Raw genomic sequence first — 25,839 nt, 5'->3', positions numbered from 1 at the left:
GTAGACTTCCCCTTACTTAAAAACTAGGTCGCCTTTAATCATCTAGCAGGCTTATAGGGTATATCCAACACTTTAACATTATAATATCTTCCATATATATCATCTAACTAACTATATTATTATTAGACAAAAGCTCACCTACTTGAAATTCAACTATTTCAAGTGAAGCGTTTGTGCTTCTATTTTCAATCCTATGGAAAAATTTCCTTGGAATTTCTATCACATAATCTTCTATTATAGCATGTGTTTTATTGTATAAACTAACATATCCAATTCCTGACAGTACTATATGGTACTCATCCCTACAGTGATGGAACTGCCTAGAAATGCAACTTAATGGATTTATAAAAAGGCATTTTACAAGAAAATTCTCGCACATTAAAATTACACTATAAAATCCCCATGGTTTAACTTCTTTTCTTATCGCTTTTCCTTCCTTAACTCTATAATAAACGATATTAGGCTCTCATCTGAAACATTTCGCTGTTTATAAGCCTTACCTAGCAAATTTTTTGCATCACTTTCTGTTGTCAAAATCGGTTCTTTTTCTCTAGTTACGTATTGGGATGATACTCTGGTTCTTTATCAAACTTCTTACTTAATCCTAAAACAGAACTCCAAGTTCCAACATCTATCTAATCAAAATTAGCTTTTATTATTGCAATATTTCTTGCTCTTTCCATTACCAAATAATCAATAGAAATGCCTTCAATTTCTACACAATCTCGTTGTTTTAAATACAGCAATCTCTCTATGTAGAGAGAAATGCTTTACACTTGCACAATACAATTAAAAATGCAGAACATATTTTTTAGTCTCACTATATAGCGTTTCGCTTTAAATACAAATATGCCAGAGTTCCAGTAATGATAATTACTTAGTTTATGCTCAGGCTTTTTTATGAAATCTTTTACTACATAATATTTCTCTTTCTGATCATACACTACATCGATATAGCCGTATTCAGGATTAAACTCATGAAGTTTCACTCTAAATGTAACCATAGAGTCAGTTCAGAGGCTAGCTGAGATGCTTTCTCAACAGAAGCATAAAAATTATTTAAATCGTCTATAAAATAGATTGAAGGTAGAATTAACATTGTCTCGTTTTTATCGCAAAGAAATGCTAAAATCAGTAGCACCACTGCAGTTCCAATTTTTACTAGCCCGAAAATCACTTTATATTCCTGCAGCACATTTAACTCTTCCATTACCAACGATTCACACTGCATACTTGTGGCAATTATGGGTAGCATATAATCACTTTTTAATCTCAACAAAGTGCTCTGAAACATAGTGCTACAGCTAAACATTTTATGAAACTGCCTTGGGTTAGATAAAGGCCAAAGTCTACTACCACTACCACCACATAGTATTACAGGGCGCATTTAGTAAAAAATAGCTAAATAATTAATAACTTATATTAAAGGTAAAATGTGTGCAAGCTTTTGTTGTAGAACAGTTAAGGTAGAAAGTAAATATTAACTTAAAGTAATAGCAAATCAATTATGGATTTGTGAAACACATTTATCTTGGTCTCGCTCTTCGTTCAATTTACTAACATAATCAGTTTTTCTTTGTATTAGGGTTCTTGGCTGCGTTGTGTCTTGCTCTAAGTCTTTTTCTTGTTTCCCAGAATCAGTCATATTTTCATCACCTTTGCTCAATCTGCTTTCCAACTCTTCCTCAATAATCGACCTCTTAGCATCAAGTTCTTTCCATGTACCTGCAACCTCACGTTTAGGGTAATTTTTTTTCTTTAGCTCTGATCTTTTCCCATCTTTAATGACCGAATAATCATTCTTTGCTTCCTGCCAACATTCTTTCAATTGGTATTTCCACATAGTCCAGTAAGCATCACCATACTCTTCTTTATTTGCTACAAATGCACAGATCGGCAACTTTAGCAAGGTAGCCAACATATTTACTGAATTCTTTACTGCCACTGCAGGAGTAAATAAAAAAAAATAACCAAAAAATTTTGCGATTAGACTTTGTTTACCTATTAAATACTCTCCCAACTCCATAGGAATATAGGTCAGTAATTTAGCACAAATCTTAGCTAAGCCCGCAGCAAAAACAATAGGAACAGATATAAGGCTCTTGCCTAGTTCTAGGTTATTACTTTGATCTCTAATTTCAAAAAAACTAGTGCTTAGTTTCTTATAATCACTAGTATATAATAATTCTCCATTTCTTTCTTTTTCATCAACAACTTCTTTGACTTTATTGCTTTTCTTATTTTTAGTTTTCTTAGTAGGCACAGAAGAATTGGTGAATTCAAATGAACATGTAGACTTCTTAGTTTTTTGAGCTTCAAAAACTGGCAAATATTTTTCAAGATCTATTTTTAAAAATCCAAATGGCTTATAAAAGCTATGATAATCATTATTATCACACTTACCCTTACTGACCTTGCCCTTATCAACTAAAAATTTAATGGTAAAATAAGACTTGTCACCAATTTCCATAATTTTAGTTAATTCAAAAACTGGCCACCCATCTTTATTTTTATTTCCATATAAAAGCCTATAGGTTGGATTTCTATCCTTATCTAGCACAGAATTTCCATGCATATCCTTATTTTCTATAACTTTACCAGATTCTACAACCTGATCATAATTTTTTGGATATCGGCATTTTCGCCCATCCTTATATACCATTACTTTTCTAAGGTCTTTGACATAAACTTGAGATTCGGATGGAGTAAACAGATCCTTTGTTTTCAGTACAAAATCCGTTCCTACTCTCTTTAACGCCTCTAACATACTGTTAAACCAAGATCACTATAAGCACTATAGTTCAATAATAAAACTAGCACATTAATAATACATTAACATAGAATTAGCAATTTTATAAGAAAACATGCTTATAAAAGAAAAAAATTGTAAAGGCAAGAACTATATAAGTGATGCTTGACAAATACTTTATACATGTAATTGTAAAAATCCTTAGAGGTATGCTGTGTATATAATCTTCACACACTACCTGCATTCCAAGAACTGCGTGCCAAAAAATACAAAACAGCAATACAACAAAAAATAGAAGCTCTAGGGGGTGATTGATAGCCTGAAATAATTTTTCATTAAAAGATAAAGAATTATTAGCATAAAATGCGTAAGAAAATGAATAGATAAACCAAGGAAGTAAAAATAGTAAAATTACCGCAGAAATACGATGAACCCACCAATAATGTACTGCATTTCCAGATTGATTCATATAAACACAAATAAAAAAGCCATAGTAGAAAGAATTAGCATTACTGTCAGTAGCATAGCACTTTTTAAAACACCAGTAATCTCTAAGTTAAATCCAGCATCCCATAATAAATGACGAATACCATTAAGAAAATGGTATGAAAAACTTATAAAGCATAGAATGCAAACTAATTTAGCAATAAAAGTAGACAATAATACGTTTAAGCATTCTACTATAAATAGTTCAGGAAAATAAACATGTAATGTGAAATACCAAGAAAGCATCACCAACAAAAGGAATAGTAAGATACCAGTTAATCTGTGCATAATAGAGAAGAAATTAGTAACTTGTACTTTATATATCTGTAAATGCGGAGAAAGGGGCCTATCAATCATAAAACTTCATTATCGGAAAATTAAAACAAAGTAAAAGTAAAGACAGCAGTATAGTACATAATAGCGCCACTATTAAAAGTGGTGAATCATGCACAAAGCCCAAGGAGGTAATCCAGCTGCAGATTCCCCTACTGCTACCTTGTTACGACTTCACCCCAGTCACTGATCCCACTTTAAATAACTCCCTCCTTACGGTTAGGTCATTAGCTTCGAGTGAAACCAATTCCCATGGCGTGACGGGCAGTGTGTACAAGACCCGAGAACGTATTCACCGTGGCATGCTGATCCACGATTACTAGCGATTCCAACTTCATGCACTCGAGTTGCAGAGTACAATCCGAACTGAGATGGCTTTTAAGGGATTAGCTTGGCCTCGCGACTTTGCAGCCCATTGTAGCCACCATTGTAGCACGTGTGTAGCCCACTCCATAAGGGCCATGATGACTTGACATCATCCCCACCTTCCTCCAGTTTATCACTAGCAGTTTCCTTAAAGTCCCCAGCATTACCTGATGGTAACTAAGGATGAGGGTTACGCTCGTTGCGGGACTTAACCCAACATCTCACGACACGAGCTGACGACAGCCATGCAACACCTGTGTGAAATTCGGCCGAACCGACCCTATTCCTTCGAATAGGAATAATTCCCATGTCAAGGAGTGGTAAGGTTTTTCGCGTTGCATCGAATTAAACCACATGCTCCACCGCTTGTGCGGGTCCCCGTCAATTCCTTTGAGTTTTAATCTTGCGATCGTAGTCCCCAGGCGGAATGTTTAACGCGTTAGCTGTAATACAGAAAGTAAACTTCCCATATTTAACATTCATCGTTTACAGCGTGGACTACCAGGGTATCTAATCCTGTTTGCTCCCCACGCCTTCGCGCCTCAGCGTCAGATTTGAACCAGATAGACGCCTTCGCCACTGGTGTTCCTCCTAATATTTACGAATATCACCTCTACACTAGGAATTCCTCTATCCTCTTTCAACCTCTAGATTAACAGTTTTAAAAGCAATTCCAAAGTTAAGCTTTGGGATTTCACTTTTAACTTACTAATCAGCCTACGCGCCCTTTACGCCCAATAATTCCGAATAACGCTAGCCCTCTCCGTATTACCGCGGCTGCTGGCACGGAGTTAGCCAGGACTTCTTCTGTGAGTACCGTCATTATCTTCCTCACTGAAAGAGCTTTACAACCCAAAGGCCTTCTTCACTCATGCGGCATGGCTGGATCAGGCTTTCGCCCATTGTCCAATATTCCCCACTGCTGCCTCCCGTAGGAGTCTGGACCGTATCTCAGTTCCAGTGTGGCTGATCATCCTCTCAGATCAGCTATAGATTACTGCCTTGGTAGGCCATTACCCTACCAACTAGCTAATCTAATATAGGCTCATCTAATAGCAATAAATCTTTCCCCCGTAGGGCGTATACGGTATTAGTTGCCGTTTCCAACAATTATTCCGTACTACTAGGTAGATTCCTATACATTACTCACCCGTCTGCTACTTAGTTATACTATAACTTGTTATAATATAACTCCGTTCAACTTGCATGTGTTAGGCCTGCCGCCAGCGTTCATTCTGAGCCAGGATCAAACTCTCAAATTTAGACTTTAACCTATAAAAGGTTAAGGGTATATCGGATAAATCCGATAAAAAATAATTTAGCTTATACTGCTGTCTTTATTTCTACTTTAGAAATATTTTAACTTCCAACTATTCAAACAACTTTGAAAACATTATCATGTGATACAATAACTATGTCAATATGTTTTTGCAAATTAAAAAGTATTAAGATACAAATACATATCTATTGAGGATACTACTATGAAAAAATACATCTTTTTACTTGCATTGGTGTTAATATTAGTAGGCATTACATTACACTTATTGCACAATATTGATAACATAAAACAATCTATAACCGCAGGTAATCAGTTTTATGAAATACTATTCTCCAAAAAAGATAATAAGCTACTAGAAGAAACAGATTCAAATTGGAAGCATTTAGCAAACTTTGAAGGTGCATTTAATCATATATCAAATTTAACATTAACAGATGCAGTATCTATTTATAGTAGTATGGCAGATAATAAAGATGTTCCTAATATTTTACGCGAGTTAGCACAATATTTAGAAATAATGAATTTACTTCACCTAAATGGTGAAAAAATAAATGAAGATAAAATTAACAATCTAGAATCAAGCATAGTATACCCCTATTCAAGCCAAGAAGCCATCGCTATAGTAAAGATACATAATAATGATATTAAAGGTGCGATCAAAATATTGCATTTACTATTAAACGATAGAAAATGTCCTACTCTAATAAAGGATAGAGCACAAGAATTACTCCGGATATATGGGAATTAAAATTCATTAGATTTTTTGTATAACCGTACGGTTTTTAGTAGCACACCTGGGCATTCAGTCATCACTTAGGTAGCTGATAGAAACGAAAAAAATTACTTGGCAAGCTTCGTCAGCTTCCTTACTTTAGAATTAAAGCTATTTACCTTCACAATTTGTGCAGGTTAATGACAAAAAATCTAGGATATTTTGCATCTTATGTTTAATTTTTTGCACTATGTGCACGTACGTCTTTATAAAACTTCTAAGTTTTTACCTAATATGAGCCAAAATGTGCTTATAAAGAGTTCAAAACAGCAAAGAACTTCAAATCGACAAAGGAGAATTTGAATACTAGCTATCTTAGGTTTTTCTTGCCTTTTTCCTACTTAGTAAATTTCTTAAATATTTTAGCTAAAGCAACTTAAGAGCAGCAAACGCTACAAAAAAAACACCAATATTTAAAACAGTAACTATTTGCCTTTTCTCTGGGATATGCAAGAAGCCTATTCAAATTAAGGCTTAAAAAAAATTTAAGCACTGGCTAGCAACACAAATTCAGAGTACAAAATTTTTATTCCTTCTCAATAAAACATAAAAAGCCCCTTTACCACCATGTTTTTTTGTAGCTTGTTGATAGTATAGAATCATATGCCGAATTTTAGTATCATTCAACCACTTACTTAAATTATTCTTTATAGTATCCGCTTTACCTGTTCCATTACCTTGTCCTGTAATTATCAATAAACCTCTACTCTCTGTTTGATAATTTTTAATAATAAAATCTACCAATTTACAGTAAGCATCTTCTATATTATAACCATGAAGGTCTAGTCTATCGCTTATAAAATATTTACCCTTATTAACTTTTGATTTTGTGTTATAGTCAAGGCAAAATGATAAGCTAATATTGTTGGTACTGAGAAATTTTTCTTGTAAGTCAGAAGTACCTTTATTAACTATAGATTTTGTGCCCACTTTATGGTCAATTTTCAAAGTAACCTTCCCACATTCTATTGGCTTAACGTTTTTTTTCCAATCTAACTCATCGTCTGACATAAACGCATTAATTAAATTATATAATTTTACAACAATATCTAAGCATAGTAAAATGCTGCTTGTTTTATGGAAACTCGACCTTCAATAATACGATGAAATCATTAAAACTTAATAAGAATTTTTGGTTGTATGGAAAACATACCTGCATGTTAGCACTGAAGAACAAAAATAGGCTATGTATAGAACTGTTGGTAACAGAAAATTCTTATAGAGAATATGAAAAAGAAATTAGACAATGTGTAGATAGTAAGGGTATCAAAGTTCAGCTAGTAAAGAACAAAATACTTAGTGAAGTTCTATCTAAAAGCGCTAATCACCAGGGAATTGCTTTAAAAGTTGCTCCTATTCTTCATAGCTTAAGTATCGAGGAAATAGCTGAAAGCTCGAGCAATAGCTCTACTATAGTCATTTTAGATCAAGTTACTGATACGCACAACATTGGGTCAATTTTAAGAACATCAGCTTGTTTTAATGTCGACGCATTGGTTTTACCATATAACCATTCACCAAGCGAAAATGCATCTATTGCAAAAGCGGCAAGTGGGACATTAGACATTGTCCCGCTAATACATGTCACAAATGTAGTAAAAACTATGGAATATTTAAAAAAAGTCGGTTACTGGTGTTATGGGTTTGATAGCAATGCTAAAGAGAACATAGATGAAATAAAGAGCTTTGGGAAAAAAATAGTAATCATTTTTGGTTCTGAAGGGAAAGGAATGCGGAGGTTAGTTAAAGAAAATTGTGATTATCTTTTAAAAATCCCAATGTCAAATGTAATTGATAGTTTAAACGTTTCAAATGCAGCAGCAATAGGATTATACTCTGTCTATACTAAAACATTGCATATTAATTATAATAAAAAGTGATTTTATGCTTGATAAAAGTGCAGTTTTGTATTACAGTATATTATTATAAGGATGAAAGGAGTATATTATGTCTTATATGAAAAATGAACAAGATATCCGCTCTCAAGGCGTTTACTATAGCGCTGGGCTTAGAAGTTATCTAACTAAAGTATATAATTATATGGCTTTAGCTTTAGGTATAACAGGGCTTATTGCATTTCTAACGGTGTTTTTTGATCTCTTTCAGGTAATTTATTCTAACCCCGTTCTTTCGATTGTGGTAATCCTATCTCCAATTGTACTAGTATTTTACATGTCTCATAGACTTCAATACCTAAGTTCTCAGTCCACAGTCACTGTATTTTTCCTGTTTTCAGTCCTAATGGGGCTCTCCCTATCTTATATCTTTATAGTTTATACTACAGAAAATATAGCAAGAGCATTCTTCATCACGTCAATTATGTTTGGTTCTATGGCTTTATACGGCAATAGTACAAAAAAAGATTTAACTAGTATGGGTTCTTTTTTGGTTATGGGAATCTGGGGGTTAATTATTGCATCCATAGTTAACTTATTTCTTGGAAGTAGTCCCCTCTACTTTGCAATATCGTTCATATCAGTAATAGTCTTTACCTTAATGACTGCATACGATGCTCAGAGAATTAAAGATGTTTATTATAGGTATAATGATGGCTCAGAAGCTGTAACCACTAAGCTAGCTATATTTGGTGCAACTAATCTTTATTTTGATTTTATCAACGTATTCCTCAATTTACTCAGGTTACTTAACTTGTTCAACAATAGGGATTAGATGGTCCCCTCTGTAAGGAGAAGCAGTAAGAGTTCTATAGTTTTCTTTCTAATATCTTTAGTGATATTGATGCTGTGTTTTGCATACGCATCGGTACCACTATATAGCATCTTCTGTAAAGCTACTGGGTACGGCGGTACAACAAGAAAAGTAACCAGTGCGACAACTAACATAACTAACCAAAAAATTAGGGTTCATTTCAATGCTGATGTAATGCTAGATTTACCATGGAAATTCAATTCAGAAACTAATTATATCGATACAAACATAGGGGAACAAAGTTTAACTTTTTATTACGTAGAAAATCTATCTGATCAGCCCTTGCTTGGAATGGCAGTGTATAACGTTACACCTTTCAAAGCAGGTAAGTATTTCAATAAAGTTGCATGCTTTTGTTTTGAAGAGCAAATATTGCTACCCAAACAAAAAGTAGCTATGCCTGTATCCTTCTACATAGATCCTAACATAATGCTTGATGATAGCACAAAAGATTTAAGTGAAATAACACTATCATATACATTTTTTAAGCTTAAACAGTAGGGAAAGTGAGTTTCTTACTAATAAAAAGCCACAAATCTCTTATTTCAAAATGTGTGCGTAAATTGTGAACGCATAATCGATAAAAATTATGATCTGTGTAGCGAGTGCAATAAAAATTAACTTTTTAACTAAACATTACTGCAACGTTTGCAGTACAGCAATTTCAGACAACATTTATATGTGTGGTAAGTGCATCACTAATCTCTCACCGTTTAAAGTGTTAAAATCAGTTTGTGCTTATGATCAACACAGTAAAAATATGATCATAAATCTTAATTTTTAAGAATTTAAATTATGCAAAAGTCTATATGAAGTGGATATGTCAAGCTAACAAGGATATACTTCGCTTGCAAAGGAATTAAGTAAGTTATCCAACTTGTCTTATACACCACTTTTGCAATAAAACGTCCTCGCCATACCACACTTCAAGCTAGTCTTTTGACTTAAATAGCGTGAAAAATTTAGAAAAGGCTTTTAAAACAAGTAATAACAAAATTATCAAAAATAAAATCGTGATATTGGCTGATGATATGGTAACAACTGGAGCACCTGTAAGGTCCTGTTCTCAAGAAATCTCAAATTCTAGTGCAAGGGAGTAAGAGTGTTGTCACCTGCAAGAACGGTGAATGATTAGGCCTCTTACGTAACCACATAAAAAATTAGCAGTTCACTCTTCGGTGTTATCCCAGTGCTTGATACTGGAATCTATTTTTTCTGGACTCTAGCGTCACACGCTGGAATGACAGGAGGCAACGCAAGAAGCCCATTTGAAAATCAGTATGTTAAAATTTGATTTTTAATAACCTCAACATCACTAAATTCAAAAGTTTTGTTCCCTATAATTTGAAATTTTTCATGTCCCTTTCCTGCAACAAGCAGAACCATATTCTCGTCATAGGCAATATTTATACCTTTCTTTATAGCTTCTCTTCTATCCCCCACCTCTAGTGCATTGGGACAACATAGTAAAATATCGTAACGAATTTTTGCTGGATCTTCATCACGCGGATTATCATCTGTAACTATCACCTTGTCTGCATACATCTTCGCCATTTTACCCATTTTTGCACGTTTTGCCTGATCACGGTTTCCACCACAACCGAAAACCAGAACTACTTTTTTACTGAAGTGCCATTTTAAAGACAACAGAGCCTGTTTAAGTGCACTTGGAGTGTGAGCGTAATCCACGAATGCAAAAGGTTTAACTTTTTCCATCCTTCCCGGTAAAGAAACAAATTTATCTATACATATCCTCTGATAATCCAGCTTAGATGCAATAACTATACCGATTGCACACAGCAAATTATATGCTTGAAACTGCCCTAAAACTGGATAAAACATACCGTAAACCTCATCACCAATTTTAATCGTAAGGTGTTGACCATCGGGAGTGGGAATCTGCCTTAATAAAGTAATGTCAGAGCCTGTTTTTCCATATGTTATAACTTTGTTGCTACGTTTTTCAGCTATCTTAAGCAATGCATAGTATTCATCTATATCCGAATTTAATACTGCCGTTTTTCCTTCTGGTAATACCTCGTAAAATAACCTTTTCTTAGCCTCGAAATATTCATTCACGTCTTTATGATAATCTAAATGATCTTGCGAGAAATTAGTAAAAGCTGCAGCATTTAATTCTAATCCATGGATTCTATACTGATCAATTCCATGGCTCGAAGCCTCTAATGCTAAATGTTCTATATTTTTACTATTTACATCACGCAATGTAAAATAAAGGTCATCCGCACCTGGAGTAGTAAGGTTACTGTTATTATCTTTTCTTTCATTATTAACACATGTTCCAAGCGTTCCCACAGATGCTGCATTACAACCTGCATTTTGCCAGATTTGACGGCAAAATTCTACCACTGAAGTCTTGCCATTCGTACCTGTTACAGCAGCAACACATTTGAGCTGCTTAAATTGATAAAACCTGCTAACTATCTTACCATATATCTCTCGAGGGTTTGGGTAGAAGATATAGATCTCAGCACCCTGCGCTGGGATTGCACTAAAGCTTGCTATTATTGCTGAAGCTTTTATGCCGCCTACACATCTCTCACCTTCCTCTGACACACAAACAAAAAGATAACCCTCTTTGACTTTCTTCGGATTACATGTAACACCCTTAATTTCAATGTTAAAATCAACAGTACAGTTGCCTAGTGTTATTCCAGTGTGTAACGCTAATTGTTGGATCCCAGTGCCAAGCACCGGAATGACAGAAAAATGGCCAATATCATGCAGTAATTCTCTTAGTATCATGTCCTACTTCATCAGCTTGAAAGCCCAAACATGGCAACCGTGCTAGTGCAGCATTCAAATCAGAAATTAAATCTTCAGGGTCTTCTAGTCCACAAAATATTCTTATGAAACTTCCACTATAATCTGAACTCATTACAGATCTTGACACAGATTTACGATCTATTGGCAATATCAAGCTATCACATCCTCCCCAAGAAGCACCAATACTAAAAATTTTCATATGATCAACCATATAGCTTAGTTCCTCACATGAATATTCTCTATCCAGTACTATACTGAATACGCCACTTGCCCCCTTGAAGTAACTTTTCCATAGTTCATGTTGAGGGTGAGAAGGAAGTGCTGGATATAAGACTCTTTTGATTTTTGAATGCTTTTCCAGCCACTTTGCTACTTTCATTGCTGTACTTTGATGCTTCCTCATGCGCGTGCCTAGTGTTCTTAGCCCTCGATGTGCAAGGTAACAGTCGTATGGTTGCACAGTAACTCCGTAATTCTTGCAGATCTCATAAAGCAATTTAAAAACTTCACCTTCAGCAATAATAGCTCCCATCAATAAATCTGAGTGACCGGCTATATATTTCGTAACCCCATACAACGCAACATCAATGCCATAATCAAGTGGCCTAAATAACAAAGGAGTAGCCCACGAATTGTCGCAAACAGTCACGATTTTATGTTCCTTAGCAATTTTTACTATATGTTCTATATTTGAAACCTCAAATGTTACAGAACCAGGAGTCTCAATCATTATTAATCTAGTATTACTCTGAATTAAACTAGCTATATCCTGTGTTGGATCATAGAAGGTTACCTCTACTCTTCTTTTTGGTAGCTCATTTTCGGCGAACCTCCTAAGTCGGTAATAGCTATTATCTTGAATTAAAACATGCGAACCTGCTCTAGCAAAAGTCAGAATAGCAAAAGTGAGTGCAAACAATCCGGAAGGATAGATTAATGCTTGTCCCCTACCCTCAATCTCAGCAAGTGCATTTGAAAAATAATGAACAGTGGGAGTACCAACACTGCCGTAGCTATAATCTCTTGCAATACCATCATTAACCACACCGTATATGTTTTTTCCATCTGCTGCATCTAAGTAGTCCTTGTAAGTAGGAAATAATATAGTAGAAGAATGATAAACTGGCGGGTTCATAGAACCTTTATAGTCTTCAAACTTTCTCCCCGCTTTAACTAATAAGGATTTCTCTTTCACGTTCTGTTATTTATTTTTTAAATTGTATTCGCTTTGTGTATATAAGTGAAGAGAAATTGCATGTATTAGCTCTATCTCACTCTTTAATAACTCATAAATCAACCTGTGCCTTTTGAGACTGTCCATTCCGGCAAAACTGTCAGATATTAGTACTAGCTTGATATGTGAAGGTAGCATTGAAGACGAAGAAAAATAATGATCTGCATGTTTTACGGACTCATCGATAATATCAACATCAATTACATCTATTGAACCACGTATTTTTTCTTCTATTGTCTTAATAATATCCATCCTGTCATTCAAATAGCTAATACTAGTTCTCTTTTCCTAAATTTTAGCACCACGCGCTGACAAAATACACTCTTATTTATTCTCTTCCTTATTATCTATGTCTTGATAATCAGAATCTACTACTTTTTCTTCCTCATTTATTGTGGATGAACCAGCAGAGCTTTCTTTCCCCTGTTGCTGCTGAGATTCTTTATACATAGTTTCTCCAAGCTTCATAGATAATTGAGAAAGATTAGTAATTTTCTGTTGTATTGAATCAACATCATCAATGTTATCAGACTTACTAGCCTCTTTTAATTCATTAACTGCATTTTCAATAGCAGATTTATCTTCTGGTAAAACTTTATCGCCATACTCTTTCAGAGACTTTTCCGTAGAATGAACTAAGCTATCTGCTTGGTTCTTCACTTCAACAAATTTTTTACGCTTCTCATCTTCTTGTGCCTTTTCCTCAGCCTCTCTTATCATGCGATTTATTTCACTCTCAGATAAACCACCTGAAGACTGAATACGTATTTTCTGCTCTTTTCCAGTAGCTTTATCTTTTGCAGAAACATGTACTATTCCATTTGCATCTATATCGAATGTCACTTCGATCTGAGGAATTCCACGAGGAGCAGGTGGTATACCCTCCAAACTAAATTGACCAAGCAACTTATTATCAACTGCCAATTTCCTTTCACCTTGATGCACTTTAATTGTCACAGCCGTTTGATTATCTTCTGCAGTTGAAAATACCTGAGATTTTTTAGTAGGAATAGTAGTATTACGCTCAATAAGTGGAGTGAACACCCCTCCTAAAGTCTCAATACCAAGAGAAAGCGGAGTTACATCAAGCAATAACACATCCCTTACATCACCTTGAACGATTCCTGCCTGTATTGCAGCACCAATTGCTACAACTTCATCAGGATTTACTCCTCTATGTGGATCCTTACCAAAGAATTCTTTAACTTTCTCTATTACCCTTGGCATACGAGTCATACCACCAACAAGCACCACTTCACCAATTTGGTTAGCGGATAAACCAGTATCCTCAAGAGCTTTTTTGCAAGGAGTCATAGTCCTTTCGATTAAATCATTTACTAAGCTCTCAAGTTTTGCCCTTGTTAATTTCATATTTAAGTGTTTTGGACCATTTGCATCAGCCGTAATAAATGGCAGATTTATTTCTGTTTCCATTGCACTTGATAATTCAATCTTCGCTTTTTCAGCAGCTTCTTTGATTCTTTGCATAGCCATTGGATCATTTTTTAGACCAATGCCATTACTTTTCTTAAATTCATCTAGTAAGTAACTTACTATTGCATTATCAAAGTCTTCACCTCCAAGATGGGTATCACCATTCGTAGCTTTTACTTCAAAAACTCCATCACCTATTTCGAGTATTGAAACATCAAATGTACCACCACCAAGGTCATATACCACTATTGTATGCCCATGCTTCTTATCAAGACCATAAGCAAGCGCCGCAGCAGTTGGTTCATTAACTATTCTAAGTACATTCAACCCGGCAATTTTTCCTGCATCTTTTGTTGCCTGACGTTGAGAATCGTTGAAGTATGCTGGCACTGTTATTACAGCATCTTTTACTTCTTCCCCAAGATAAGCCTCTGCTGCCTCTTTTAGATTTTGTAGTATAAAAGCACCAATTTGACTAGGGGAGTATTCTTTACCATCTGTTGTTTTAATCCATGCATCACCATTTTTTGCTGCAAACACTTTATACGGCACATTCAGATCTTTCATTTCAGGATCACCATACTGACGGCCTATTAATCTTTTAGTAGCAAAAAAAGTATTACTTGCATTGGTGGTTGCTTGCCTTTTTGCTGGAGCGCCAATCAATCTCTCCCCTGATGAAGTAAATGCAACTACAGATGGAGTAGTTCTTGCTCCTTCTTTATTCTCTATTATCTTGCCTTGTATCGCAACACAAGAATTTGTTGTTCCAAGATCTATACCTATTGCTCTTCCCATAATGAATACTCCCTTATAAATGTTATCTGATATAAGGATATATAAGTATAGGACTCGCCAATTACAAGTCTCTTTTAGGATTTCCAGTTAGCTATTAGAGTTCAAAATGCGTGAAAGCCACTTAGTTAACCAAAAACTGCCTTGTAACTTCTCTGAATTATCAGCCCTTTCATTACTGCTGCTTTCAATTTTGTAACCAGAGTTTTGTAATGGCTTACAATCACTTAAGTTAACTTCATCCCCTCGTTTTAAAACGAACGTATCTACACTCAAACTGCTATCAGCACTAACATTCAACTTAATATTAAACTCTTTTTCGATTGTAGAAACTGTGCTGCGTTTGTTATTAAAAATATGTGCTATAATTGCACCATGAGCTACCAAATCAAATGACCTATTTCGATTTCTACTAGCAATGTGCTGCAAGTCTCTCAATATTGATGCAACAATCACCTCATTTGACTTCACCTTCCCAATCCCTTTACAGTGCAAGCACTCTGTAGTGTTAATTTCCTGTATGCTTGGTTTAATCCTTTGCCTTGAAAATACCATTAAACCAAAGTCATTTATGTAGCTAAATTGAACTCTAGCTTTATCATCCCTAAACGCCTGCCTAATAGCAGACTCAACAGCTCTACAATATTGATACCTTAACATGTCAATAAAATCTACTACTATTAATCCCGACAAGCCTCTTAAATTCACCTGTCTTGATATTTCAGGTACTGCTTCCATATTAGTTCTATAAGCTGTCTCCTCTATACTATCCTCTCCCGTCATCTTTCCTGAATTTACATCTATTGAAACAAACGCCTCAGTTAAAGTTATTATCAAAGATCCACCAGACGGCAGTTTTACCCTATTGCTGTATAACTCAGAAATTTGATCTTCGACTCCGTAGTAAGTAAAGATTGGAATAAAACCTCTATACAACCTATAACGTAACCTACTACCTTTTAATGCATTTCTAGCATATTGTCTTACCGTTTCAAAAGCTTCCTTTCCAGATACTATAACTTCCATACCATTGCTACAAAAATCACGAATAGACCTCATAATTAGGTCTGCTTCATTATAAATCAATGATGGAACATTTACAGAGGAAGCATTTTTTTGAATATTCTGCCACAATGAAGATAAATAATTGTAATCCTGCTCAATTTCCTTTTTACTTTTCCCTGAACCAATGGTTCTTATTATCAAACCTGACCTTTTTGGCAAGTCCATTGAACTTAATATATCCTTTAACTGCTTTCTGACATTAACATCTTCAATTCTGCGTGACACTCCACCTTTACTCATGGAATTAGGCATAAAAACACAGTACCTTCCTACTAAAGTTATGTACGTTGTAAACGAAGCTCCCTTGTTGCCTCGCTCTTCCTTAGTTAGTTGAACTAATAGCCTTTGATTTACTGAAATAACATCTTGCAACTTATATCTCTTATATAAAGACACTTCTCTTACAAAACCATTACCGGATTCGTTAACATTCTTATTAGTTAAGGAATCTGAAGAAATATTTGCTGAGGCATTACCACTTTCCTCTGTACAATCATCATTCAGGCAACCCTCAAAGAAAGTTTCTTTCTCCTTTTCTGGAATATTGAAATAATCTGGAGATATTTCAGAAAAAGACAAAAAACCTTGCTTATTTTTTCCATATTCAATAAACACAGCTTGTAAAGAAGGCTCTACACGTTTTACACAAGCAATATATATATTACCTCTTAATTGTTTTTTTTCTTTGAATTCTTGTTCAAATTCCACAACTCTATTGTCAGCTGATAAAGCAACTCTTACCTCATCAGAACAGATAGAATTTTCTATTAATAGTAACCTCTTACCACTATTTGCCACTTATTTACCGTTTGCCTTGCGTTCTCAAATTAATTTTATGTTACTTAACGTACTGCCGATTGTCAAGAATTTGCAATCTACATTGTTCTAAGGCACAAAGTGATTGACTTTTAGCGCTTTACGTAATAAACTCACACAGGATTTATATTATTATATTAAGTATGGCAAAAAAAAATGCTTCTTTGCTTGTGAAGTTAGTTAGCAGCGCAACAAAAATAACAAGTACAGGTGAAGAAAAGTCAACAGGTTACTTTTACGTAAAAAAGCGCAATCCAAAAAAGCTTACTAGAAAACTGGAGTTTAGAAAGTATGATCCAGTAGTCAGAAGGCACGTATTATTTAAAGAAGAAAAATTAAAGTAATTTTTTCATAAGGAAGTTGTTATCATGCAAAATTCACAATTAAATTATCCTATAACAATAGAGTTGGATGATATAAAAGATACAAAACTGAAATTAATAAAGATTGTTGCACGGTTAATAAATAAGAGGTACAGAACACAGAAAAAAGCAGCAATTGCCCTAAAGATCGACCAACCTAAAGTATCTCAAATTAATAAGTCAAAAATTGAAGGGTTCTCTTTAGAATACTTGCTTAACTTATTAGTTGCATTGGATCAAGATATAAATATGAAAATAAAACATAATTCTCAGCATAACATACAATAGGCTATACTCATTTTAATTTACAGCGTATACTGTAATATTATCCACAAAAACTTCAACTGCAAACAATTTAGGGTACATTTCATTTTTTGAACATGGATAGAGTACTGCTTCTTCATACTTTTCTTACGAAGAATCTGTCCAGCGTAAAACAGATACATAGACTATATAACATAAAGAGCTACACAGAAGTTACTTAGTTATAGAACCACATATACAAAAAGATTCAGAAAAAATGCAGCGTGCATTGGGTGGAAATGCATGTACACTTGCATACCACTTGCAAAAATACGCTACATTTTTCACTAAAATTTGGTTATTTAAGCCTGTAAACGAAAATAGATCTCAGATCCTAAAACACCTTCCTTGCCAGGGGAATAGAGCTATAAAAATGTGTCAAGCAATTTTTTTTGTTGCGCTGTTTTATCTTTTTCAAAATGCTATATATAGTTGTTTTTGATATTCCATTCACTTTAGCTATTTCCATAATATTTAAAGTTTTTAGCTACTCACATATAATTTGTCATTTTACTGTATCTTATATATCAATTCGGGTTATTATTCCAATTTCAGAAAAGTATTTCTTACCAACTATGTTATCCAAAGCAGCGGAATTTATAAATAAAATACAGCTTCACCACCACGCTTCACTCATAAACATTTGCTTATTAGATTAATAGCACAACATTCAGTAACTCGGCTTACGAAAGTTGCAAAATAACTCCTATCTTCTTTATACCTATCGATTGAAGGCAAAATACTGTAAAAAATCCCTTGTTCAATATCATTAAGGCTATCATGAGTGAAACAACTGGAGTATTTCAGGCACTTTGCACGATATTTCACTTTTTAACAATTAATAGGATCTATTTCTAAGTAATAGTTTTGTGATTCCATTATGCCTCTTTGTAAGTATTAAGATTGAGAATAGTTTAACATTACTAAGAAGGCATGGCATAGCATAAGATGTAGGAAATACATAGTGATAAATTCAGGTATTCTTAGTATAACTTTTAGCTATAAATATTTATAGAAATTTACTAAATAGGAGAAAAGGCAAAAGAATCCCTGATTAATACCTATTTAAAAACATTGCTGTTCTATATTGTCTTAAACGCTTTATAAGTGCGTTCCAGCTTATATAGATAAAAACCTAGAAATGTTATAAAGACACAAGGCGCACATAGTGAGAAAAATTAAACACAAGATACCAAACTATGTTAATACTTCTATTGTTTAATTTGCACAGACTGAAGATAACTGAATACCTTCAGTGCTATAATAAGGAAGCTGGTGAAGTTTATCAGGTAGTTTTTTGTATTTTATGTTAGAACTGATAAACCATAAATAAGCTTTTGTTTTTATGAAATTATATCCTCATAAGTAAATTAATGTTATCCTTTTATTGCTAATCTAAAGTTTTTTATGTTCATACACTTGCGTGTTCACAGTGTTTATTCTTTACTTGAAAGTTCGGTCAAAATTGAGGAGCTGATAGGCCTTTGCTTGCGGAACAAAATGCCGGCAGTTGCAATTACTGACTCAGGTAACTTATTTGGCTCACTTGAATTTTCAGAATACGCGGCAAGTAGGGGAATACAGCTAATAACAGGATGCAATATTATAGTCAGATATTCAGAGCAAAATTTACCTATATTATTGCTTACAAAAAATGAGCAAGGATACACTAATCTAGTCACTTTGGTAAGTAAGTCTTTCAGAAAGCGCAAAAATAACAGCGATATTCCTTATGTTGATTTTGATGAGCTATTAAATTTAAGCACAGGTCTGATCACTTTAACTGGTGGATGTGATGGAATATTGGCTCAACTGTTATTTAGGCAAGATAAAGGAATAGTTGAAAAACTGCTTTTAGCATTCAATGGTCATTTGTATGTTGAACTGCAGCGTCATGGATTGAACAAGGAATTAGAACTTGAAGAAACCTTGATAGACTTTGCTTACCAGCATAATATACCACTTGTTGCAACAAACGATGTATTTTTTCCAAATAGATCTGACTATGAAGCTTATGATATATTAACGTGTATATCGGAGGGGAGTTATACTCTGGAGAATAACAGAAAGAAGCTAACTACTGAGCACTATTTTAAATCTGTGGCAGAAATGGAAAAGCTGTTTAGCGACATTCCCGAAGCAATTCATAACACTTTAGTAATAGCTAAGCGTTGCTCTTACATGCCAAGAAGCAGGCAGCCTATTTTGCCTAAATTTCCTTGTCGAGAAAATAAAACTGAGAATGAAGAACTAAAGGAGCAAGCAACTGCGGGATTAGAACTTCGTATTGCAAATAAAATAGACATAGACCTTAAGCAATACTACGATCGGCTGAACTATGAACTAAGTGTAATAACTTCGATGAATTACGCTGGCTACTTTTTGATAGTTTCTGACTTTATTCGCTGGAGCAAAGCAAATGGTATTCCAGTTGGCCCAGGAAGGGGTTCTGGTGCTGGATCAATTGTTGCTTGGGCATTGCAGATTACAGACCTCGATCCAATAAAATTTGGCTTGATCTTTGAAAGATTTTTAAACCCTGATCGTATATCGATGCCTGATTTTGATATCGATTTCTGCCAGGAAAAAAGGGACTTAGTTATTGATTATGTTCAAAAGAAATACGGTTATGTTGCTCAAATAATTACTTTTGGTAAGTTACAGGCAAGAGCCGTGCTGCGTGATGTGGGAAGGGTGCTACAAATGTCTTATACTCAGGTGGATAAGATATCTAAAATGGTTCCATTCAACCCAGTGAATCCTGTAACTTTATCACAAGCAATAGAGTTTGATCAAAACTTACAGAAAGAACGAGATAGTGATGAAGTAATTGCAAAACTCCTTGATATTTCTCTTAAGCTTGAAGGAATATATCGCCACGTTTCAACTCATGCTGCTGGAATTGTGATATGCGATCAAAAATTAGAAAATTTTATTCCTGTGTACTACGATCCAAACTCGGCTCTGCCAATTACCCAATACAGCATGAAGTATGTTGAGAAAGCTGGGCTGATAAAATTTGATTTTCTTGGACTTGGTACACTAACGCTAATAGATCATGTCTGTCGTTTAATTAATCAAAATGGGAAAAAGATTGATATTGCCTCAGTTTCCTTGAATGACCGCAAAACTTACGAAATGCTCTCAAACGGTGATTCAATTGGAGTATTCCAACTTGAAAGTTCGGGGATGAGGGAAGCTTTAATCAAGTTAAAACCAGATTGCATTGAAGATATCATTGCGTTAATCTCTCTTTATCGTCCAGGACCTATGGATAACATTCCAACTTACATCGCAAGAAAGCATGGACTTGAAAAACCAGATTATATTCATCCATTACTTGAAAGGGTATTAAAAGAAACATTTGGAGTGATAATCTACCAAGAACAGGTGATGGAAATAGCACGTATTCTTTCTGGATATAGTCTCGCAGAAGCAGATTTGCTAAGACGTGCTATGGGTAAGAAAATCAAAGCAGAGATGGATAAACAACGTAAACTTTTTGTTCAAGGAGCAACAAAAAATGGCGTTGATTATGATAGGGCAAGCTACATTTTTGACCTTGTTGCAAAATTTGCTGGCTATGGGTTTAATAAGTCTCACGCAGCCGCATACGCGGTTATATCTTATCAAACAGCTTACCTTAAGGCTAACTATCCGTTAGAATTTTTCACGGCCTTAATGAATCTGAATATCGATGATAGAGATAAATTGAATTTGTTCTATCATGCTGCAAAATTCAGTGGGGTTTCTGTTCTTTTGCCTGATATAAGCAAATCTAAGGCTGAATTCTCAATAGAGGGCAAGCATATACGTTATGGTATTGCTGCTCTGCGCAATGTCGGTTTTTCTATAGCAGAGGGAATAGTGAACACACGTTCAAGCACTTATAAGGATATATGGGAATTCATTCAAAATTCAGGTCATATAACAAATAAAAGGGCACTAGAAAGCCTGATTAAGTCTGGAGCATGTGACAGTGTACATAAGAATAGAAAGCAACTATACGAGTCAATAGACACACTGGTTTACTTTGCAAATAAAAACAGACAGGATAGAGAATCAAATCAAGCTGTTTTGTTTGGTAATTTTGATGTTCTAAAGCCAAAACTTGAGAAGGTAAAAGATTTCAATGAAGAAGAAAAATTAGAGCATGAGTTATTTTCGCTAGGGTTTTACTTAACTAGCCATCCACTTGAAAAATTTAGAACTCTTCTCGAAAAGCTAAATATTGGGTTTATTGGAGAGAATAAGATAGCAAAAACTGCTGGTGTAATATTAAATGTGCGTATGAGAACTTCAGAACGCGGAAGGTTTGTTATACTTACGCTTTCTGATCCTCATAACGTTTCTGAAATAGCATTCTACAATAATGAAATAATAGAGAAGAAAAGAAATTTATTTTCGCCTGGAACATTTGTAGTAGTTGATCTTGAAACTTCGGAGAATACGACAAGATTAGTGGGAAGGGATATATCTGAATTTACAGAAAGGATTACTTCTGTAATGAAAAGTTTAGTTTTAACTACCGGATGTGCTGATTCACAAAAAGCCGCTATAGAATTAAACTCAGTATTGAAAGGCAATGGTAAAACTAAAATAATGCTCAAACTTCTCTTTGAAAAGCATACAGTGAACATCTTGCTACCAGGTGCATATTTGATCACCCCTCAAGTTGTTTATGAAATATCTAACTTAAGCTGGATTAAAGGCATAGAAATTGATACAAATAGCTTGCTTATATAAAAAAGTTTTATATAATGAAATACTTAATCAATATTAAAGGAAAATATAGTGAACCTTTACGAATTTACTTTTATAGCGCAACAGGGGTTATTGCAGCAAGAAGTAGAAGGAATGGCCCAAGAGCTAGGTGTTTCATTAAAAAATATTAAGGCAGATATTATGTTCCAGCAAATTAAGGGTATTCTGGAAAAAGGAAGTGACAAGTTTACAAAACGAGATTCAGAAATGCATGCTAAAGACATTCAAGAAAATCTAATTGCTTACTCTAGTTTCTTGGAAAGTTTTGCGAAAATTTTATGGATTGAATTAGAGGAAGATCTCTCAAATTTGAAAGAAGTGAAATTGAAAATTAGCAAAGAGTTGAAAGACGACCTAAAAGGTTTAGGAATAGCACAAGGTTTTATAAAGCTTCCAGAGGGTGGTAAGCAAATTGCTAAGAATGCATTTATTCACAATGCAGTAAGTGCTTTAAAGGAAGATATTTCAAAGCACCTAATAAAGATCTTTCAAGGAATTTTACAAAATTTTGGAATGGCAGAGCCAAACCAATCAAGCAAAACATTGGAAATGCTTCTAGACAATATTGAAGCTTCAGGATTGATAAAATACGAATATTGGGGTTTACTGGATTTTGCGTATCCAATAAACAAGATGAAGAGTGGTCATTATTGTATAATGTGCATAAGTTCTACTTCAAACATTATGGATGAATTTGTGCGTAGAATAAAACTCAACGAGAACATTATTCGCCACTTGTCTGTGCATGTTGATAAATTTTTTGAAGGTAAATCTCATATGATGAATAAACAAGTTGAGGAACAAAGCGCATAATGACAAAGAAACGAAATAATTTTAATGATTCTTACGTATCTGTAAATAATAGAACAGGGTTTAAGCGTTCTAAAGTTTGCCCTCTTGCTACTTCTCAAGATGAAGACATAGATTATAAGAATACGGATTTATTATCCAGGTTTACCTCTGACTATGGTAGAATATTACCTAGAAGATTAACAGGGGTGTGTGCAAAAAAACAAAGAAAATTGCGCTTAGCAATTATAAGAGCACGTTTTTTAGCTCTTGTTCCTTACTGTACTAAAAAAGTTTAGGTAGTTTATGTTGGTAATTTTAAAAGAAAATATCAGAACACTCGGTAAATTAGGTGAAATTGTGAAAGTAAAGCCTGGCTACGCACGTAATTTTCTTTTTCCACAAAGGAAAGCAGTGAAAGCAACCAAGGAAAGTATAGCAAAACTGGAGGAGCAGCGTTCCTTTCTAGAAGAGGAAAATATAAGAAAATTGAATTTGGCAAGTGAGCTAGCAGCTTCTCTTGCTGGTAAGTTTGTAATATTGGTAAAGCAAGCTTCTGAGGATGGTAAAATTTTTGGTTCTGTAACAACAAGAGAAGTTGCAAGATCTTTGTCGCAAGAGTATGAAGTTGATCACCGTAAAATATCTTTTAATGGAGTAAAGATAAGAAATTTAGGTGAGTACCAGGCAAGTATAGAGTTTCATAGTGAAATAGTAGTACAAGTTGCTGTGCATGTTGTGAGGTCAGAAACAGATGCACATGAGTTGAGGCAGGTAAAATCGCAAAGCCAAAAGTCACAACAACAAGAGGCAAAACAGAATGAAGTTCGAGAAGCTACTGATAGTGATAAAGCTGATCAAAAGTGATATCTTATTATAATCGCAAGGAGATATTTTTCATAACTAAGTTGGTGTCATTCCAGTACGTGGCACTGGGGTTTAGTATACTCAGAAACAAAAAGGAGGTCATTCTATGATACCTCGTTATAGCCGTAAAGAAATATCTGCTATTTGGGAGGAAAACAATAAGTTCAACATATGGCTCAAAATAGAAAAGTTAGCATGTGAGGCTCAAGCAAAGTTAGGAGTAATTCCAAGTAATGTTGCTAAAAGGCTCTCTGGTGCTATTACATTTGATGTTGAACGTATCAACGAGATTGAATCCACTGTAAAACATGATGTTATAGCTTTTTTAACATATATCGCTGAAAAAGTGGGAGTTGATGTACGTTACCTTCACTACGGAATGACAAGTTCTGATGTGTTAGATACATGCTTTGCTGTGCAGCTAAAAGAGTCATGTAATATTCTACTTGAGAATCTAAAAAATTTACTTGCAGTATTGAAAAAAAAAGCTGAGGACTATAAAGGTATTATATGTGTTGGGCGCAGTCACGGAATGCATGCAGAGCCAACAACTCTTGGGTTGAAATTTACCAGGTTTTATGCGGAATTTAAACGCAGTTATCAAAGATTAATTAATGCACAAAAAGAAATTTCAATTTGCAAAATATCAGGCGCGGTAGGTAATTTTGCAAATGTCGATCCGTTTGTTGAGGAATATGTAGCAAAAGGGATGGAACTTGTACCTGAAACCATATCATCTCAAGTAATTCCTCGTGATAGACACGCCATGTTTTTTTCAGTTTTAGGAGTAATTGCAAGTTCAATGGAAAATGTTGCTGTTGAAATTCGTCACTTACAAAGAACTGAGATTGCGGAAATTGCCGAATATTTTTCTACTGGACAGAAAGGAAGCTCTGCCATGCCACACAAGTGCAATCCTATTTTAAGTGAGAATTTAACTGGGCTCTCACGTTTAATACGCAGTTACGTATCTCCTGCACTAGAAGATGTTGTGTTGTGGCATGAACGGGACATATCACACTCATCTGTAGAAAGATGTATTGCTCCTGATGCTTGTATATTAATGGATTTTGCTTTAGTGCGATTAACGGATTTGATAGATAAATTAGCAATTAATAAAGAAAACATTGAAAAGAACTTAAATTCTTCAAAAGGTTTAATTTTCTCACAGCGTATATTACTTGAATTAGTAAATAGTGGTTTAACAAGGGAAGAGGCGTATAAAATTATTCAGGGCAATGCAATGAAAGTGAAACAAAACAACAGTGATTTTCTGTTTGAGTTGAAACAAGACAGGTCCTTACTTGAAGTCATTAACTCTGAAAAACTTGAATCTTTATTTGATTTGAAATATTATACGAAATATGTAGACCATATATACAAAAAGGTCTTTGATTAGGCTGAGTAGCTCAGTCGGTAGAGCAGGAGGATCATAATCTCTTGGTCGTGGGTTCGATTCCCTCCTCAGCCACTAATTATATTAATTCTAGTATACTACAAGATCAGCAACAATAGCTTGCTTCAATCACCTATACAGGTAATCTTTTGCATTTTAATTATCTGCCCAAATTCTCCTATCCTCTTTTCGTAATCTGTTAACTTTCTACTATCCTTCTCAAAAAGGTACGTACTTTTGCAACTTTGAAAAATAGAGAGTTAATGATTAAATCTTTCATTATACTAGTTTGCATACATTTCATTAAATTAGAGAAACTATAAACATGTTTCCGCCTTAATCAGTGTGGAAAAGTACTCAGTTCAATAAAATGCTCAAAGAGATTTTAAGAGTAACATTAATTGAAAAAATAAAAGAGCAGTAAAAAAAAGAAATCTTAGACATATATCAAGAGTGACAAGGTGATAGATTATCCATTTAACGTAACACTCACTACACCAGATCGAATTTACATTACTATACATAGCTGCCTG

Annotated in this window: 21 protein-coding genes, 1 tRNA gene, 1 rRNA gene and 1 pseudogene; 13 read left to right on the top strand and 11 right to left on the bottom strand. The window is 34.5% G+C overall.

Features of this window, described 5'->3' with window-relative positions:
* Positions 1-38 precede the first annotated feature (38 nt).
* The 5 genes and pseudogenes from WBP_RS06400 to WBP_RS01130 all read right to left on the bottom strand — a co-directional run bounded on the left by WBP_RS06400 (position 39) and on the right by WBP_RS01130 (position 5,196).
* Positions 39-1,387: pseudogene (locus WBP_RS06400) on the bottom strand (sugar phosphate nucleotidyltransferase).
* A gap of 114 nt (positions 1,388-1,501) precedes the next feature.
* Positions 1,502-2,767: a hypothetical protein gene (locus WBP_RS01145; RefSeq protein WP_167895809.1), complete on the bottom strand. Its 1,266-nt coding sequence runs from the start codon at positions 2,765-2,767 to the stop codon at positions 1,502-1,504.
* Between the two features lie 85 nt (positions 2,768-2,852).
* On the bottom strand, positions 2,853-3,218 hold the full coding sequence (gene sdhD / locus WBP_RS01140; RefSeq protein WP_167895808.1) for a succinate dehydrogenase, hydrophobic membrane anchor protein: 366 nt from the start codon (positions 3,216-3,218) through the stop codon (positions 2,853-2,855).
* Entirely contained in the window at positions 3,215-3,592 is a 378-nt protein-coding gene (gene sdhC, locus WBP_RS01135; RefSeq protein ID WP_167895807.1) for a succinate dehydrogenase, cytochrome b556 subunit, read from the bottom strand. Before sdhC ends, sdhD begins: the two co-directional genes overlap by 4 nt.
* 100 nt (positions 3,593-3,692) lie before the next feature.
* A 16S ribosomal RNA gene (locus WBP_RS01130) occupies positions 3,693-5,196 on the bottom strand.
* 219 nt (positions 5,197-5,415) lie between these two features.
* Here WBP_RS01130 and WBP_RS01125 point away from each other — a divergent pair.
* Complete coding sequence (locus tag WBP_RS01125; protein WP_167895806.1) at positions 5,416-5,961, top strand: hypothetical protein; 546 nt, start codon at positions 5,416-5,418, stop codon at positions 5,959-5,961.
* Positions 5,962-6,495: 534 nt separating this feature from the next.
* Here the strand turns inward: WBP_RS01125 and WBP_RS01120 are convergent.
* Positions 6,496-6,996, bottom strand: a complete 501-nt coding sequence (locus WBP_RS01120) for a Smr/MutS family protein (RefSeq protein ID WP_167895805.1) — start codon at positions 6,994-6,996, stop codon at positions 6,496-6,498.
* Between the two features lie 92 nt (positions 6,997-7,088).
* Here WBP_RS01120 and rlmB point away from each other — a divergent pair, with 92 nt between their 5' ends.
* The 4 genes from rlmB to WBP_RS05485 all read left to right on the top strand — a co-directional run bounded on the left by rlmB (position 7,089) and on the right by WBP_RS05485 (position 9,794).
* Complete coding sequence (rlmB, locus tag WBP_RS01115) at positions 7,089-7,865, top strand: 23S rRNA (guanosine(2251)-2'-O)-methyltransferase RlmB (protein ID WP_167895804.1); 777 nt, start codon at positions 7,089-7,091, stop codon at positions 7,863-7,865.
* Between the two features lie 67 nt (positions 7,866-7,932).
* Positions 7,933-8,655, top strand: a complete 723-nt coding sequence (locus tag WBP_RS01110; protein ID WP_167895803.1) for a Bax inhibitor-1/YccA family protein — start codon at positions 7,933-7,935, stop codon at positions 8,653-8,655.
* On the top strand, positions 8,656-9,195 hold the full coding sequence (locus tag WBP_RS01105; RefSeq protein WP_167895802.1) for a cytochrome c oxidase assembly protein: 540 nt from the start codon (positions 8,656-8,658) through the stop codon (positions 9,193-9,195).
* A gap of 452 nt (positions 9,196-9,647) precedes the next feature.
* Positions 9,648-9,794: a phosphoribosyltransferase gene (locus WBP_RS05485; RefSeq protein ID WP_246166043.1), complete on the top strand. Its 147-nt coding sequence runs from the start codon at positions 9,648-9,650 to the stop codon at positions 9,792-9,794.
* Between the two features lie 175 nt (positions 9,795-9,969).
* Here WBP_RS05485 and WBP_RS01095 read toward each other — a convergent pair whose 3' ends face one another.
* The 5 genes from WBP_RS01095 to WBP_RS01075 form a co-directional block, all read right to left on the bottom strand.
* On the bottom strand, positions 9,970-11,460 hold the full coding sequence (locus WBP_RS01095) for a Mur ligase family protein (RefSeq protein ID WP_246166041.1): 1,491 nt from the start codon (positions 11,458-11,460) through the stop codon (positions 9,970-9,972).
* Positions 11,435-12,676, bottom strand: a complete 1,242-nt coding sequence (gene metC, locus WBP_RS01090; RefSeq protein WP_167895801.1) for a cystathionine beta-lyase — start codon at positions 12,674-12,676, stop codon at positions 11,435-11,437. Before metC ends, WBP_RS01095 begins: the two co-directional genes overlap by 26 nt.
* 6 nt (positions 12,677-12,682) lie before the next feature.
* Positions 12,683-12,967 carry a BolA family protein gene (locus tag WBP_RS01085; protein WP_167895800.1) on the bottom strand — a complete coding sequence of 95 codons (285 nt, stop codon included), beginning with the start codon at positions 12,965-12,967 and terminating at the stop codon, positions 12,683-12,685.
* A gap of 72 nt (positions 12,968-13,039) precedes the next feature.
* Positions 13,040-14,947: a molecular chaperone DnaK gene (gene dnaK, locus WBP_RS01080; RefSeq protein ID WP_167895799.1), complete on the bottom strand. Its 1,908-nt coding sequence runs from the start codon at positions 14,945-14,947 to the stop codon at positions 13,040-13,042.
* Positions 14,948-15,034: 87 nt separating this feature from the next.
* Positions 15,035-16,807 carry an Rne/Rng family ribonuclease gene (locus WBP_RS01075; RefSeq protein WP_167895798.1) on the bottom strand — a complete coding sequence of 591 codons (1,773 nt, stop codon included), beginning with the start codon at positions 16,805-16,807 and terminating at the stop codon, positions 15,035-15,037.
* 161 nt (positions 16,808-16,968) lie between these two features.
* On the opposite strand from WBP_RS01075, the gene rpmG reads away from it, so the two are divergent.
* The 8 genes from rpmG to WBP_RS01035 all read left to right on the top strand — a co-directional run bounded on the left by rpmG (position 16,969) and on the right by WBP_RS01035 (position 25,381).
* Complete coding sequence (rpmG, locus tag WBP_RS01070; RefSeq protein WP_011256695.1) at positions 16,969-17,169, top strand: 50S ribosomal protein L33; 201 nt, start codon at positions 16,969-16,971, stop codon at positions 17,167-17,169.
* Between the two features lie 24 nt (positions 17,170-17,193).
* Positions 17,194-17,475 (top strand): XRE family transcriptional regulator, encoded by a 282-nt coding sequence (locus tag WBP_RS01065; RefSeq protein ID WP_011256696.1) that lies wholly within the window; start codon positions 17,194-17,196, stop codon positions 17,473-17,475.
* Between the two features lie 1,422 nt (positions 17,476-18,897).
* On the top strand, positions 18,898-22,236 hold the full coding sequence (dnaE, locus tag WBP_RS01060; RefSeq protein ID WP_167895797.1) for a DNA polymerase III subunit alpha: 3,339 nt from the start codon (positions 18,898-18,900) through the stop codon (positions 22,234-22,236).
* A gap of 48 nt (positions 22,237-22,284) precedes the next feature.
* On the top strand, positions 22,285-23,067 hold the full coding sequence (rpsF, locus tag WBP_RS01055; RefSeq protein WP_167895796.1) for a 30S ribosomal protein S6: 783 nt from the start codon (positions 22,285-22,287) through the stop codon (positions 23,065-23,067).
* Positions 23,067-23,342, top strand: coding sequence for a 30S ribosomal protein S18 (gene rpsR, locus WBP_RS01050; protein WP_011256699.1), 276 nt, complete (start codon positions 23,067-23,069; stop codon positions 23,340-23,342). Before rpsF ends, rpsR begins: the two co-directional genes overlap by 1 nt.
* Before the next feature lie 7 nt (positions 23,343-23,349).
* Entirely contained in the window at positions 23,350-23,910 is a 561-nt protein-coding gene (gene rplI / locus WBP_RS01045) for a 50S ribosomal protein L9 (protein ID WP_167895795.1), read from the top strand.
* A gap of 106 nt (positions 23,911-24,016) precedes the next feature.
* Positions 24,017-25,309, top strand: a complete 1,293-nt coding sequence (gene purB / locus WBP_RS01040; RefSeq protein WP_167895794.1) for an adenylosuccinate lyase — start codon at positions 24,017-24,019, stop codon at positions 25,307-25,309.
* Positions 25,309-25,381 (top strand) — tRNA-Met (locus tag WBP_RS01035). Before purB ends, WBP_RS01035 begins: the two co-directional genes overlap by 1 nt.
* Positions 25,382-25,839 lie beyond the last annotated feature (458 nt).

The organism is Wolbachia endosymbiont of Brugia pahangi (genome assembly GCF_012030695.1).
Taxonomy (GTDB): Bacteria; Pseudomonadota; Alphaproteobacteria; order Rickettsiales; family Anaplasmataceae; genus Wolbachia.
The sequence above is the reverse complement of the archived record's forward strand: the minus strand, read 5'-3'. Positions and strand labels throughout refer to the sequence as shown.

What these genes read in the sequence shown, in the direction of transcription:
- rpmG (WP_011256695.1), top strand. Translation starts at nt 16,969, where the DNA reads ATGGCAAAAAAAAATGCTTCTTTGCTTGTGAAGTTAGTTAGCAGCGCA.
- rplI (WP_167895795.1), top strand. Translation starts at nt 23,350, where the DNA reads ATGTTGGTAATTTTAAAAGAAAATATCAGAACACTCGGTAAATTAGGT.
- purB (WP_167895794.1), top strand. Translation starts at nt 24,017, where the DNA reads ATGATACCTCGTTATAGCCGTAAAGAAATATCTGCTATTTGGGAGGAA.
- WBP_RS01065 (WP_011256696.1), top strand. Translation starts at nt 17,194, where the DNA reads ATGCAAAATTCACAATTAAATTATCCTATAACAATAGAGTTGGATGAT.
- WBP_RS01120 (WP_167895805.1), bottom strand. Translation starts at nt 6,996, where the DNA reads ATGTCAGACGATGAGTTAGATTGGAAAAAAAACGTTAAGCCAATAGAA.
- rpsR (WP_011256699.1), top strand. Translation starts at nt 23,067, where the DNA reads ATGACAAAGAAACGAAATAATTTTAATGATTCTTACGTATCTGTAAAT.
- WBP_RS01085 (WP_167895800.1), bottom strand. Translation starts at nt 12,967, where the DNA reads ATGGATATTATTAAGACAATAGAAGAAAAAATACGTGGTTCAATAGAT.
- rlmB (WP_167895804.1), top strand. Translation starts at nt 7,089, where the DNA reads ATGAAATCATTAAAACTTAATAAGAATTTTTGGTTGTATGGAAAACAT.
- WBP_RS01110 (WP_167895803.1), top strand. Translation starts at nt 7,933, where the DNA reads ATGTCTTATATGAAAAATGAACAAGATATCCGCTCTCAAGGCGTTTAC.
- dnaE (WP_167895797.1), top strand. Translation starts at nt 18,898, where the DNA reads ATGTTCATACACTTGCGTGTTCACAGTGTTTATTCTTTACTTGAAAGT.
- WBP_RS01095 (WP_246166041.1), bottom strand. Translation starts at nt 11,460, where the DNA reads ATGATACTAAGAGAATTACTGCATGATATTGGCCATTTTTCTGTCATT.
- dnaK (WP_167895799.1), bottom strand. Translation starts at nt 14,947, where the DNA reads ATGGGAAGAGCAATAGGTATAGATCTTGGAACAACAAATTCTTGTGTT.
- WBP_RS01105 (WP_167895802.1), top strand. Translation starts at nt 8,656, where the DNA reads ATGGTCCCCTCTGTAAGGAGAAGCAGTAAGAGTTCTATAGTTTTCTTT.
- sdhD (WP_167895808.1), bottom strand. Translation starts at nt 3,218, where the DNA reads ATGAATCAATCTGGAAATGCAGTACATTATTGGTGGGTTCATCGTATT.
- sdhC (WP_167895807.1), bottom strand. Translation starts at nt 3,592, where the DNA reads ATGATTGATAGGCCCCTTTCTCCGCATTTACAGATATATAAAGTACAA.
- WBP_RS01145 (WP_167895809.1), bottom strand. Translation starts at nt 2,767, where the DNA reads ATGTTAGAGGCGTTAAAGAGAGTAGGAACGGATTTTGTACTGAAAACA.
- WBP_RS01125 (WP_167895806.1), top strand. Translation starts at nt 5,416, where the DNA reads ATGAAAAAATACATCTTTTTACTTGCATTGGTGTTAATATTAGTAGGC.